This is a genomic window from Marinomonas polaris DSM 16579 (assembly GCF_900129155.1).
In the GTDB taxonomy this organism is placed as follows: Bacteria; Pseudomonadota; Gammaproteobacteria; order Pseudomonadales; family Marinomonadaceae; genus Marinomonas; species Marinomonas polaris.
The window spans coordinates 203,782-217,102 of record NZ_FQVF01000005.1 but is presented as its reverse complement, the minus strand read 5'-3'; the positions used below and the strand labels follow the sequence as shown (position 1 = coordinate 217,102).

Genomic DNA, 13,321 nt, shown 5'->3' with positions numbered 1-13,321 from the left:
GCTATCAAGAGTGTGCACTTTTATCTTAGACAACAAAACGTTTCTTAGACCAATGTCTAGGACATAAACCTAGAACTTATATAAAGCCTATATCTATATTGAATGTCTAGGAAAGGTCTCCACCCGTCTTGAATAAGATTTCTTTGCATATCAATCATCTATCATTTCTCAATAAAATTTTGTCGACAAAGGCTTGACTAACCTAAAATGTTATCGGTAACATCACACCTTAGTTACCGGTAACATTCATCGTAACTAAAAGCACTATTCCTAAAAACTGCTACTAACAAAGCGGTTCTTTCAAAAAAAAATAATGGGAAGCAATACCATGAATAAGTTCACTACCACGTTATTGACTGCCGCTACGGCCGGTATTCTATCGACTTCAGCGATTGCAGCGGATTACAACTTTAAGTTCCAATCTTCTGACCCAGCTGGCGACAAAAACTTCCAAGTTCAAAAAGAATGGACTCAACGCGTCGAAACAATGACTGGTGGCCGAGTTCATATCGACTTGCTTCCTGTTGGCAGTATCTTCAAACACACAGAAACACTAGACGGTATTAAAATGGGCATCTTGGATGGCCAAATTACCGCGACTGAATTCTTCTCTGGAAAAGATCCGGCTTTTGGCTTGATTGGTAATACTGTAGGCGCTTGGTCAAACACTCAGCAACTTCTGCAATACGTTAACTACGGTGGTGGTTACGAACTAATGAATGAGCTTTACGCACCTTACGGCGTGAAATTCATTGGCGGTTCTACGACTGGCGTTGAATCTTTGGTTTCTCGCGTTCCACTAGACAGCGTTGCAGATTTAAAAGGTCTGAAGATCCGTGCGCCTGAAGGTTTAGTACAACGCGTATTCGCAGCAGCGGGCGCAGCACCAGTAAACCTACCAGGTTCTGAAGTGTTCACAGGTCTAAGCAAAGGCGTTATCGATGCAGCTGACTACACTGTTTTCTCGACTAACCAGAAAGCAGGCATGAACGACATTGCGACACACCCAGTTCAACCAGGCTTCCATTCTTTGCCATTGATCGATATTTCAATGAACTTGAAAAAATGGGACAAACTGCCAGCTGACATTCAAGCAATCCTAACGGTTTCGGTTCGTGACTTTGCAGAAGACATGACAACGCAACTACGTATTGCTGACCAAGCGGCAGTAAAAGCTGCGAAAGCAGATCCAAACATCACTATTCATGACTGGTCTGAAGAGGAACGTAAAAAATTCCGTGCTATTGCTCGTACACAATGGAAAGAGTTCGCGAAAGGCTCTGCCAATGCGCAGAAAGTCTATGACTCTATTACAACGTACCTAGAAGCAAACGGCCTTCTATAAGCTTTTTGATGTCATGTGTTCGCTGAGTCGAAACACATGACATCAAAACAAACCCAATGCTTATAGTTGCTTTTAAACCTGCAAGATAGGCGCTATACACCCCAAATTGTTATAGCGCTTATTTTTCATTGGATAATGATCATGAAAGACGAAATTCATCCACAGACACTGGACAGTTCTGAACAGCCGAGAAACGCCCTAGATCGTCTGATCTACTGGTTCGGTAATCTCATCAGTTTGCTGTTTATCTTTACCGTTGGCATTTCTTTTTACGAAGTTTTGATGCGTTACATATTCAACGCACCAACCATTTGGGTTCACGAAACCGCCTCATTTCTAGGTGGATGTTTGTTCGTTTATGGCGGCATTTATGCCTTGGCCATCAACAAACACGTTCGTGTGGTGCTGATCTACGACATTGTTTCAGACACAACTCGTCGCTGGTTGAATGTTTTTCATCACATTATGGGCCTTATGTTTACCAGTTTACTTAGCTGGGCTGCTTATCAGATGGTTCAGGACTCATGGTTCACACCCTTTGGTGATCTACGTTTAGAAACATCTGGATCCGCTTGGGATCCCGTTTTCCCTGCCTTAGTTAAAGGCATGATTTTCGCCACCTTATGTATCATGTTTGTGCAGTTTTTCTTGCACCTAATACAAGAATTAAATGGTTTAAGGAAACGCAAAGATGTTTGATTTATCCACTATGGGCATAGGCTACGGCAGCCTACTCATGCTCGGTTCTATGATTTTATTACTGCTAACGGGCATGCAATTAGCCTTTGTTACCGCGTTAGTAGCGCTTATTTTTGCAATCGGTTGGTTTGGAGTTGGCGCTTTGCCGCTGATCACCAGCCGTTTGTACAGCTTCGTTGGCAGCTATGTGTTTCTTGCTGTACCGATGTTTGTTCTCATGGCCGCCTTATTAGATAGGTCCGGTATCGCCCGAGATCTATTTGATGCGATGAAGGTCTTTGGTCGCAAACTACGTGGCGGTGTTGCTGTACAGACGTTATTGGTTGCTATCGTTTTAGCTTCTATGTCTGGCGTTATCGGTGGTGAAACCGTGCTACTTGGCATCTTGGCTTTACCGCAAATGTTGCGTCTTGGCTATAACCGCAAACTGGCCATAGGTGTAACTTGTGCCGGCGGTGCGTTAGGCACCATGCTACCACCAAGTATCGTTTTGATTATCTACGGCTTAACGGCCAGCGTATCAATTGGCGACTTGTTTAAAGCGGCTTTCTTGCCTGCGTTTATTCTTGCCTTCGCTTACATGGCTTACGTGTTGATCATCTGTCGTCTTCACCCTGAATACGCGCCACTACCTAGCGAAGAAGAGCTGGCAGCGGACAAAGACGTCAACTATTTAAAAGCGCTGTTGTTCCCATTGCTTACCGTAATGATGGTACTCGGCAGTATTTATACCGGTGTGGCTTCTGTTACTGAAGCATCTGCACTCGGTGTTGTCGGCATCATCATCAGTGCGGCGATTCGTGGTGAACTGAATTTCGCCATGTTAAAAGACAGCGCCAAAGCCACCATGAGCACATGTGGCATGATCATCTGGATCGGTATTGGTGCAACGGCTCTAGTGGGCGTTTACAACCTAATGGGTGGTATCGACTTCGTTGAAGAAACCATTCTTGCCCTAAGCGGCGGCAGTGTGATGGGCACCATCATGATCATGATGATCATCTTGCTTGTACTCGGTATGTTCTTGGATTGGGTCGGTGTTGCGCTATTAACCATGCCAATCTTCGTACCTATCATTACCGGACTTGGTTTGGATCCTATCTGGTTTGGTGTGGTGTTCTGTTTGAACATGCAGGTGTCTTTCCTATCACCACCGTTTGGTCCTGCGGCGTTTTATCTTAAGTCTGTGGCACCAAAAGACATTAGTCTTGGCGAAATATTTAGCTCTCTAATGCCTTTCATTGGCTTACAGGTGTTTGTTCTGGGCTTGGTCATATTCTTCCCTGAGCTGGCCCTTTGGTGGAAATAACCCATTGAGACCATGCCGTTCAACACGGCTTTTTGAACGACACTGCTGCCTTGCTGACAACAGCAAGGCGATAAGGACTTAAGAAGATGACAAAGAAAATTGTAGTATTAGGCGTATCAGGGTCAGGTAAATCTTTAATAGGCAAAAGCATCGCGGACAAACTAGGCTATCAATTTTTTGATGGTGACGACTTTCACTGTCAAGCCAATGTAGACAAGATGCGCCAAGGCACGCCGCTGACTGATGAAGACCGCAAGGATTGGTTGGCGACACTTAATAGCATATTGACGGACAACCCTACGGCAGTAATTGCCTGCTCTGGATTAAAACCAGAATATCGCACCATGCTGCGTCATGGTCTAGATGATGTCACCATGATCTACCTAAAAGGTAATATCGATACTATTTGGCAGCGCCACCAAAAGCGCGACGGTCATTATTTTAATGGTCGAGAAATGCTAGAAAGTCAGTTTGCCACCTTGATTGAACCAACAGAAGACGAAGCGCTGGTAATCGACATTTCCCAAGATGCCGACGCTGTCTTAAATGAAGCGCTTACGCTTTTAGCGAATAAATAAATGCAAGCAAGAGGCACAACCATAAAGTTGTGCCTCTTTCATAAATAAATAAGTAAATACTCACTTTCAACATAAATCCTATTTTAATTAACACCTGCTCCACTAACAGCTAATTTTTTGTTTCTAGCCATGAATGGCTTATGATAATGTTACTTGTAACAAAACATGGATACGTCACTGGTATGAAAAGTCCGAACATGAAAAACAAGCGTCCTACTCTTCAAGATGTTGCTGACTTAGTTGGCGTGACCAAAATGACCGTGAGTCGTTTTCTTAGAAATCCAGATCAAGTCTCAGCTCCGCTACAAACTAAGATAGCTGAAGCATTGGAAGACCTAGGCTACATACCAAACCGAGCACCCGATATTTTATCCAAATCAAAGAGCCATGCGATTGGCGTTTTATTGCCCTCTTTGACCAACCAAGTATTCGCCGAAGTCATCCGCGGCATCGAGTCCGTAGTAGAACCCGCTGGTTATCAAACCATGCTAGCTCACTATGGTTACAGCAAAGAAGCCGAAGAATCTCGTATTGCCACGCTTTTGTCTTACAGTGTCGATGGGTTAATCATTTCCGAGAGCTATCACACAGAACGCGTGAGAAAGATGCTTGCTGTCGCGGGTATACCGGTGATCGAAATTATGGACTCAGTCTCGCCGCCAATCGAACAAGCTATCGGCATAGACAACGAAGCCGCCGCTTATGCGATGACAGAGTTTATGATCAAAAAAGGCCGACGAAAAATAGTCTATTTCGCTGCCCGAATGGACCAACGGACACTCTTTAAAATCAAGGGTTACGAAACAGCTATGCTCGACAATGGCTTAACGCCTTTGTGCTTAAAAACTAATAGCGCGTCATCCTTTACACTTGGCGCGACTTTTCTAAAAGACGCACTACAGCAGCAACCGGATACCGATGGTATTTTTTGCACCAACGATGACTTGGCTATCGGTGCTCTCTACGCTTGCCAAAAAGCGGGAATTAAAGTTCCACAAGACATCGGCATCGCCGGTTTTCATGGCCATGATATTTCTCGCGCCATGGTTCCCTTACTCACTACCGTGATCACACCTCGTGAAGAAATGGGACGTCTCGCTGCAGAACATTTACTATCTCGCTTACAAGGGAATCCTGTTTCACAAAGAATCATTGATTTACCGTTCAAAATAGAAGCGGGCGAAAGTGTCTAAAAGTCCGCAACACAGCATAAAGAGCGCTATTTAAAGCAGCAATAAACGTTGAAAGCACTTCAAATACTACTGAGAAGTGTTATCATTATCGCGTTTTCTTAACCTCTCAAAGGCTGTTTTATGAAGCGCTTGCTGTCGATTGCCCTCTCCACTCTCTTACTCAGTTCATCTCTTTCTGTTCAAGCCGTTTCTTCGACACAAGACAGCATTAAAAATAGTGTAGAAGACAGCAAAGGCACGTTTAGCATAGATTACGTTCCGAAACGTATCGTAGTTTTGGAGCTTTCCTTTGTAGATGCATTGGCGGCCGTTGGCGTCAGCCCTGTTGGTATTGCTGATGACAAAGATCCAGAACGTATTCTAAAAGAGATTCGCAAAGAAATTGGCGATTGGACTTCGGTTGGCACTCGCTCTCAACCCAGCCTTGAAACTATTTCTGCGCTAAAACCTGATCTCATCATTGCTGATATTTCTCGTCATGAAGGGGTTTATGCTGACCTACAAAAGATAGCACCGACATTAATCCTGCCTTCGCGCCGAGCTACCTATGAAGAGAACCTTCACGCCACAGCCATAATTGGCAAAGCCATTGGCAAAGACAAAGAAATGCAAGCGCGCTTAAAGAAGCATGCTCAAATAATGGCTGATTTTGCTAAACAATTACCAGAAGGCAAAGAAGTTCAATTTGGTGTTGCCCGTGATGACGCGCTGTTTCTGCATACCGCCGATTCCTATGCTGGCGGAGTCATTCGCGCCTTAGGTTTAAAAAATGCTAACACAGGCCGAAGCGACGATGCCTATCGTCAAACCAGTTTAGAACAGTTTCTTGCAGTGAATCCTGACTACTTTATTGTCGGCAATTACGTTACCCCAAGCATTGTCGACAAGTGGAAAAACGAACCGCTTTGGTCTGTCTTAAAAGCCGCTAAAAATCATCATATTTATTCGGTTAACCCTAATACTTGGTCTCGTTGCCGCGGCATTATTTCCGCTGAAACCATGGGGCAAGATCTTATTAAGGTCTTTAACGCGAACAAATGATCTCAATACGCCTGCCTTTTGTCGGCCAATGTCTAATATTGCTGCTGCTTTTATTGGTATGTTCATGGACCAGCTTATTTAGTTGGTCCGTGATCACGATTACACCAATGGATGCTCTACACGCTTTATATAATATGGATAAGGAAAGTATTGCTCAGCATATTGTTCATGATTTAAGGCTGCCTAGAGTCCTGATCGGGATTATGGTGGGTGCCAATCTCGCCGCTGCGGGCGTCATCATGCAAGGACTGACACAAAACCCTCTCGCCTCGCCTTCGGTTTTAGGCATCAATGCGGGCGCTGCGCTTGGCATGGCGACTGTTTCCACTATTGCACCTTGGTTTGGTCTACTCGGTTCTTCGGTCGCAGCCATCATTGGTGGTGGTATTGCTTGGGCGTTCGTCATGTTACTTGGTAGTGCATGGCGCGGTGGCAATGAGCACGGCCGATTGGTGTTGGCTGGCGTCGCTATTTCTGCTCTGTGCGCGGCCTTAACCAAAGCCGTCATTATCATCGCAGAAGATCAAGCCGCAGGCGTACTTACTTGGCTAGCTGGCAGTTTGACTGATGCTAGATGGCAAACCTTTGATTCCTTCTGGCCAGTTTGTGTGATTGGTTTATTGGGCGCTATGCTGATTGCCCCAACGCTCAATCTATTGCAACTTGGTGACGACAATGCGCGAAACCTTGGTGTCTCGCTCATGTGGGTAAAATTAGGCGGCAGCTTTTTAGTTTTACTGTTGGTTGGAAGCGCCATCAGTAGTGTGGGTGCGATTGGCTTTGTCGGGCTACTGGTTCCTCATATGGCAAGAATGCTAGCAGGACAAGATCATCGTAAGTTCTTACCCATTGCTATGATGCTGGGCGCTTGCTTAGTCGTCCTATCCGATACCGTCAGTCGAGCTATTATTTATCCGGCAGAAACGCCCGCTGGCGCTATTTTAGCCTTGATCGGCGCACCATTTTTCATCTATCTCGTCCGCAAGAGAACCTTATAATGGCCACGCGCTCGCTGCCTATTTTACTACTTGCCTTGTTAGGATTGTTGATCGCTAATCTGATGTTTGGCGCCGTTTCCATTCCCTTTAAAAGCATTCTTGAAGGGTTTCAGGTCGGCAATGCCAACTACTTCACCGTTCATGAATACCGTTTTCCTCGTACCATTCTCGCCATGTTAGTTGGCGCTATGATGGCACTTGCTGGCGCCTTGGTGCAGGGTGTGATTCGCAATCCATTAGCGTCACCCGATGTGCTTGGCGTCAGTCATGGCGCTGGATTGGCAGCTGTGTTTTATATGACATTTTTCCCTGATGCCGATATTCGCTGGTTACCAGCTGTTGCGCTAATCGGGAGTTTGATCGCTGCGTTAATGTTGTGGTGGCTGTGTGGTCAACATAGCAGCACCATTAAACTGGCGATTACCGGTGTGGCATTGGCGGCGTTATACGCCAGCTGTATAGACTTTCTGATGCTGGTTAAACCGCTGGAAATAAACAACGCTCTGTTGTGGTTAACGGGTAGTTTATGGGGGCGCGGCTGGAATCAGCTTTCTATGTTATTGCCTTGGTTGCTGCTCATTCCTTTTGCGCTTTGGCTGGCTAAACCTCTGAACCTAATCCACCTCGGCGACGACAGTGCCATTAGTCTTGGTATCAAGGCCAACAAACTGCGTTTAGCGTCTTTGGCGATTGCCGTTGGACTGACAGCTTCTTGTGTCGCGATTTGTGGTCCTATCGGATTTTTAGGCTTAGTGGCCCCGCATTTAACGCGTAAATTGGTCGGTGGACGCCATCAAATACTCTTACCTTCCACCATGCTAGTTGGCGCGATTTTGTTGCTGCTTGCCGATCTTGTGGCTCGTACCATTGATCCACCTATTGAATTACCCGCCGGTATTATGACCGCCATTATTGGTGCGCCGTATTTTCTTTGGCTACTCCTTAGGACGAAATGATTTATGTCTCTTAGCACTCATAATTTATCTGTTGGCTACCATGATAAAGCCATTGTAAAACAGGTCGACCTAACTATTCCTGAAGGAAAAATCATCGCGTTACTCGGCCCAAACGGCTGCGGCAAATCCACTTTGCTAAAAGCCATGGCGCGTATTCTTTCTCCGATGGAAGGCCAAGTTCACTGGCAAGGTAAAAACCTTCACGGCATTGCGTCCAAGAAACTGGCTCAACAGCTAGCCTTGTTGCCGCAAACTCAGCCTATTCCGGAAGGAATTAAAGTCAAAGATTTGGTCGCCTATGGACGCAGCCCATATACTGGATTTTGGGGACGGATTAACAAAGATGATCAAGTAATAATAGACAAGATGATGGAAGAGACGGGCATTACCGAGCTTGCGGATCAATTGGTCAGCGAACTCTCCGGCGGCCAACGCCAACGTGTTTGGCTCGCCATGACCTTAGCGCAAGATACGCCTTATTTACTGCTCGATGAGCCAACCACTTATATGGATTTAAGCCATCAAGTAGAGTTGATGCACCTATTGCGTAAGTTAAACTTGCAAGGCAAAACCATCATCACGGTGCTACATGACATCAACCAAGCCGCTCGATATTGTGACCATCTCATCGTGATGAAACAAGGGGAAATCATCACCCAAGGCTCGCCAGAATCAGTACTCACGCAGAAGCTACTTAAAAAGGTTTTTTCATTGGATGCGCAAATTCATCAAGACCCAATCGCCAAAACACCAATGTGTGTGGTGGAGTAATTAATCCTGGCAATAACCTTGCTGATTGACAAAAAAGTAGCCAACAAGTTTAATGAGACTAATTATCGTTTACACTTATTGCTTATTTCAATCATAGGAGCGATTCCATGCCGCACAATGCGGATCCAAGAGTGCAGCAAAGTGCTATGCACGCGCTATATTCAGATAACCATCATTGGCTGTATACATGGATACGTAAGCGCTTAGATAACCACTTTGACGCGGCAGATTTAACTCAAGATACCTTTCTGAGAATTCACGCTCGTCAAGACGTCGATACTATAACTCAGCCACGCGCCTACTTAATGACCGTGGCAAAAGGAATTGTCAGTCATTTTTATCGTCGTAAATCGTTGGAAGATACGTACTTAGAATACATCGCATTATTTCCAGACCCAGTAACATCTTCCCAAGAACAGCAGCAAATTATTTTACAAACATTAGAACAAATTGATGCGCTCCTTAATGAGTTACCACGTCACGTCAAAACCGTTTTTTTAATGTCGCAAATCGAAGGCAAGAAATATCAAACTATTGCTAACGAGCTGGGGATGTCACTTATCAGTGTAAAACGCCATATGAAACAAGCCTATGTGCAGTGTTTGACTCTTATGGAGGAGGATTTTTTTGAATAAGGCAAACACATTAATAGCAAAACAGAGTCTTGAAGAAGCCGCAGACTGGCTTATACGCTCACAAGAAGCACCGCTGACCAACGAAGAAAAGGCACAATTTAAACTATGGCAAGAAGCCAACTCAGATAACAGCAAAGCATGGTTGCGAGTACAACGACTCATGGGACATGTTGAGACCTTACCCAAAGGTGTCGCGGCAGCAGTGCTCAATCGTCCTGACGACGAAAGTCGTCGTTTCGCTATTGGGAAATTGGCGCTGTTACTGGCGGCTGGACCTACTTTATGGGGCGGCTACAAAGCGATTGAAGTTCAGCAATGGACAGCCGATTACCGGACAGCAAAAGGTGAGTTTCAAGAAATAACCTTGCCTGATGGATCCTTGGTGAAACTAAATACTGCGACCGCATTTGATATGACATTCAACTCTCGATCTCGCCTACTGTCACTGCGAGAAGGTGAAATCGAAATACGCAAAGCGCAAGTAGATCCGCAACAATTCGGCCCATTTCTCATTCAAACACAGGAAGGCACACTAACACCTTTGGGCAACAGATTAACCGTGCGTCAATGCGATGGTTTTACTCAGCTTGCTGCACTAAACGGACAAGTACAAGCCGCTCCAAAGCTCGCTCAAAATAACGAAATGATGACGATAAAGCCTGGCCATCAAGCCCAAATATCTAACTTTAAGTTGCTGTCTAGCCAATTGATATCTCCCACAACAACCGCTTGGTTAAATCAAATGATAGCCGCCCATGATATGCCCCTAAAACAATTTGCTGAGGAAGTTTCCCGTTATCGAAAGGGCTATTTACGCATCTCGCCTGACATCGAAAATATTATGGTGTCAGGTGCATTTCCAACTTCTAACACTGACACCATTATTAATATGCTGACTCACACTTACCCTATTAAAGCCAAGCATCATCTAGGCGGCTATTGGGTCACTCTTGAGCCAGCTTAATACGACATTAGCAAGCTAATAAATTAAACCGCAAAAATTAATGACAATTATTTTCATTTCGATTGATACCTTTTTTCTTTTCAAGTGGCTTATTAAATAGAAAACAAATAATCCAACGATTTTAAAAAAGGAGGTAGCTGTGGCTGCCCAAAGAGAACATTTTTTGAAAACACATTTTCTGAAGTCGCCTTTCTTGAAAACACCTTTCTTGAAAACACCGTTCTTGAAAACAAAGCTACACAGTGCGATAAGTGCCGCTATTATTGGCACAAGCTTGATCATGAGTGCTGGTGTCAGCTCATTTACCATGGCGGAAAATGCTCTGCAGGAAGAAACTCGTCAACAAATTATGATTCCAGCTGGAGAGCTTGGCAAAACGCTCACCGATATTGCGGTACGTCATCATATCGCACTCTCTTTTGATCCGGCTCTAACTCAAGGGCTCAAAAATGAGGCTGTTTCAGGTAACTTCTCTCCTCTTGAATTAATCGATGTCTTGCTGCAAAACACTAATCTCATCATGACACCAAACCAAGACGGCACATACAGCCTGATGGATCAAAGTGATTACACCATGTCCGGCTTGGCGGTTTCAGCCTCACAAATTAACGACAGCATACTGAGCGAATACAAGGGCGGACAAATTGAATCCGGTGGTCGATTAGGCGTGTTTGGTGAGCAGGATAGCTCTAATGTGCCTTTCAGCTTGGTGTCCTATACCAACAAAGCCATCGAAGATCAGCAGCTAGAAAGTATTGCAGAAGTGCTCGATAACGACGCTTCTGTTCAATCCGGGCATGGATATGGAAACTACTCAGAAAAATTCATGATTCGTGGCTTTGAGCTCGACAGCGACGCTATTTCCTACGGCGGACTCTATGGCATCCTACCTCGCCAAGTCGTTTCTACTAACGCTGTAGAAAGCGTGCAACTATTAAAAGGCTCAAGTGCTTTTTTAAACGGTGTCACTCCTGGTGGATCTGGTATTGGTGGCGCGATTAATCTAGAACCCAAACGAGCTGATGATGACCTTACTGCCTTAACACTAGATACAACAGCAGAAGGCCAATTCGGTATTAGCACGGATGTAGCGCGGCGTTTCGGCAGTAACAATCAATGGGGAGTTCGCGTCAACGCATTACACCGCGATGGTGACAGCGCCATCGACAACGAAACCCGTGAAGAAACATCCATCAGTGTTGGCGTAGATTACCAATCAAAAAAACTTAATGTTTCTACCGATGTTGGTTACCAAAAACAAACTATCGATAGCGGACGCTCAATTGTTCATGTGAACAGCAGTTTAACAGAGGTTCCAACCGTCCCTGACGCTGAAACCAACTATGCACCATCATGGGCAAACTCTGAACTAGAAACACTATATGGCATGGTCTCAGCAAATTATAAGTTAAACCAAGACTGGACATTAAACGGCGCGATTGGTGCTAATAAGAACAAAGAATATGGTGATTATTCTTCTCCCACCGTTAATAGTCTAAATGGTGACGCCACTGGCAGACGACTGTCCGTACCTTATGAATCTAATACTTTCTCCTCCTCTGTCAGCCTATTAGGAGATCTAACAACAGGCAGGGTGACCCACCAATTGAACCTTGCTTATTCAGGTTTTGTTAATAAGACCTATACCGCTTATACCATGTCTAATCCAACTTATGACACGAACATTTATAATCCGGTTGATATCGCTTATCCAGATACTGTTTTTGCTGATGGCAATATGGGCAACCCAAATATTCGTTCTAAAACCGATACCAAAGGGCTTTCGTTTGCAGATACTTTAGGCTTTATGGATGATCGTATTTTGCTTACAGCTGGTGTGCGATACCAAGAAATTAACGTCAACAACTACAATTACGATGGCTCTGTCGACACGACTTACGATGACTCAGCCACGTCGCCGATTTACGGCATTGTTTACAAACCGACTGACACCGTATCCTTGTACGCTAATCACATAGAAGCCTTACAAAAAGGAGAGAATGTCTCAACCAGCAGTAGCAATAACTATTCAAACGCAGGCGCAAGCTTAAAACCTTATACCTCTGAGCAAAATGAGGTGGGAATTAAATTCGAAGATGGAACATTGGGTGCTGGTGCTGCTCTTTTCGAAATAACCAAACCCGAAGCCTACGGTGAAGCCGGCAAAGCTTATGGTTACTACGGAGAACAACGTAACCGAGGCCTTGAGCTAAGTTTATACGGTGAACCACTAACAGGTCTGCGTATTAATACCTCGGCGACATGGTTAGACCCTAAACTAAAAGACACTCAAAGCGGCACTAATGATGGCAACGACGCGGTTGGTGTTGCTAAGTATCGAATAGTGCTGGGAGGCGAATATGACATTCGCTCGTTACAAGGTCTAACGCTAGGCGGAAAAGTCATTCGCAGCGGTCCACAATACTTGAATGCGAGCAATACACTTGAATTGGATCCTTGGACACGATTCGACGTAAACGCACGTTATGTCTCTAAAATTGCTCAACAAGATATTACTTGGCGTTTAAACATCACCAACTTGATGAATGAAGGTTACTGGGCATCGGCAGCTGGCGGTTACCTAACACAAGGTAACCCACGCGAAATCAAGTTATCTGTCTCCACCGAGTTCTAAATCACGCTAGTAATCTCGTGATGTTAATCGCCGATAAAATTCATTCCATTGGCGATTAACATCACTCTTCACAAGAAAAAGTCGTAAAACTCGCATTATTTTTTGAAATGACTAGACGAAAATTCCTCGCATTGAATGTCCAAAAACTCAGTTTTTTATGAGGTAACATATTCTCACTAGAGAAGTTCACCTCCTTT

The 13,321-nt window shown here is 44.7% G+C and carries 12 protein-coding genes; all 12 read left to right on the top strand.

The features are described from left to right. The first annotated feature begins 328 nt into the window (after positions 1–328). Positions 329–1,345, top strand: coding sequence for a TRAP transporter substrate-binding protein (locus BUA59_RS06545; RefSeq protein ID WP_072838914.1), 1,017 nt, complete (start codon positions 329–331; stop codon positions 1,343–1,345). Positions 1,346–1,486: 141 nt separating this feature from the next. Beyond that, a complete protein-coding gene (locus BUA59_RS06540) occupies positions 1,487–2,044 on the top strand; it encodes a TRAP transporter small permease subunit (RefSeq protein WP_048813902.1) in 558 nt (185 codons plus the stop codon). Beyond that, complete coding sequence (locus BUA59_RS06535) at positions 2,037–3,353, top strand: TRAP transporter large permease (protein WP_072838913.1); 1,317 nt, start codon at positions 2,037–2,039, stop codon at positions 3,351–3,353. Before BUA59_RS06540 ends, BUA59_RS06535 begins: the two co-directional genes overlap by 8 nt. Before the next feature lie 86 nt (positions 3,354–3,439). After that, positions 3,440–3,931 (top strand): gluconokinase, encoded by a 492-nt coding sequence (locus tag BUA59_RS06530; protein WP_072838912.1) that lies wholly within the window; start codon positions 3,440–3,442, stop codon positions 3,929–3,931. Between the two features lie 182 nt (positions 3,932–4,113). Next, a complete protein-coding gene (gene gntR, locus BUA59_RS06525; RefSeq protein WP_342742470.1) occupies positions 4,114–5,124 on the top strand; it encodes a gluconate operon transcriptional repressor GntR in 1,011 nt (336 codons plus the stop codon). A 120-nt stretch (positions 5,125–5,244) separates the two neighbouring features. Beyond that, entirely contained in the window at positions 5,245–6,165 is a 921-nt protein-coding gene (locus BUA59_RS06520) for a Fe(3+) dicitrate ABC transporter substrate-binding protein (protein WP_072838911.1), read from the top strand. Further along, positions 6,162–7,163 (top strand): iron chelate uptake ABC transporter family permease subunit, encoded by a 1,002-nt coding sequence (locus BUA59_RS06515; protein WP_072838910.1) that lies wholly within the window; start codon positions 6,162–6,164, stop codon positions 7,161–7,163. The genes BUA59_RS06520 and BUA59_RS06515 overlap by 4 nt, the downstream gene beginning before the upstream one ends. Next, positions 7,163–8,119 carry a Fe(3+) dicitrate ABC transporter permease subunit FecD gene (gene fecD, locus BUA59_RS06510; protein WP_072838909.1) on the top strand — a complete coding sequence of 319 codons (957 nt, stop codon included), beginning with the start codon at positions 7,163–7,165 and terminating at the stop codon, positions 8,117–8,119. The genes BUA59_RS06515 and fecD overlap by 1 nt, the downstream gene beginning before the upstream one ends. A gap of 3 nt (positions 8,120–8,122) precedes the next feature. After that, entirely contained in the window at positions 8,123–8,890 is a 768-nt protein-coding gene (gene fecE, locus BUA59_RS06505) for a Fe(3+) dicitrate ABC transporter ATP-binding protein FecE (RefSeq protein ID WP_072838908.1), read from the top strand. A 107-nt stretch (positions 8,891–8,997) separates the two neighbouring features. Then, positions 8,998–9,525: a sigma-70 family RNA polymerase sigma factor gene (locus tag BUA59_RS06500; RefSeq protein WP_072838907.1), complete on the top strand. Its 528-nt coding sequence runs from the start codon at positions 8,998–9,000 to the stop codon at positions 9,523–9,525. After that, the gene (locus tag BUA59_RS06495; RefSeq protein WP_084122233.1) at positions 9,518–10,489 is read left to right on the top strand and encodes a FecR domain-containing protein; all 972 of its coding nucleotides are present in this window, start codon (positions 9,518–9,520) and stop codon (positions 10,487–10,489) included. Before BUA59_RS06500 ends, BUA59_RS06495 begins: the two co-directional genes overlap by 8 nt. Before the next feature lie 139 nt (positions 10,490–10,628). Beyond that, entirely contained in the window at positions 10,629–13,124 is a 2,496-nt protein-coding gene (locus BUA59_RS06490) for a TonB-dependent receptor (RefSeq protein WP_072838905.1), read from the top strand. Positions 13,125–13,321 lie beyond the last annotated feature (197 nt).

What these genes read in the sequence shown, in the direction of transcription:
- BUA59_RS06545 (WP_072838914.1), top strand. Translation starts at nt 329, where the DNA reads ATGAATAAGTTCACTACCACGTTATTGACTGCCGCTACGGCCGGTATT.
- BUA59_RS06540 (WP_048813902.1), top strand. Translation starts at nt 1,487, where the DNA reads ATGAAAGACGAAATTCATCCACAGACACTGGACAGTTCTGAACAGCCG.
- BUA59_RS06535 (WP_072838913.1), top strand. Translation starts at nt 2,037, where the DNA reads ATGTTTGATTTATCCACTATGGGCATAGGCTACGGCAGCCTACTCATG.
- BUA59_RS06530 (WP_072838912.1), top strand. Translation starts at nt 3,440, where the DNA reads ATGACAAAGAAAATTGTAGTATTAGGCGTATCAGGGTCAGGTAAATCT.
- gntR (WP_342742470.1), top strand. Translation starts at nt 4,114, where the DNA reads ATGAAAAGTCCGAACATGAAAAACAAGCGTCCTACTCTTCAAGATGTT.
- BUA59_RS06520 (WP_072838911.1), top strand. Translation starts at nt 5,245, where the DNA reads ATGAAGCGCTTGCTGTCGATTGCCCTCTCCACTCTCTTACTCAGTTCA.
- BUA59_RS06515 (WP_072838910.1), top strand. Translation starts at nt 6,162, where the DNA reads ATGATCTCAATACGCCTGCCTTTTGTCGGCCAATGTCTAATATTGCTG.
- fecD (WP_072838909.1), top strand. Translation starts at nt 7,163, where the DNA reads ATGGCCACGCGCTCGCTGCCTATTTTACTACTTGCCTTGTTAGGATTG.
- fecE (WP_072838908.1), top strand. Translation starts at nt 8,123, where the DNA reads ATGTCTCTTAGCACTCATAATTTATCTGTTGGCTACCATGATAAAGCC.
- BUA59_RS06500 (WP_072838907.1), top strand. Translation starts at nt 8,998, where the DNA reads ATGCCGCACAATGCGGATCCAAGAGTGCAGCAAAGTGCTATGCACGCG.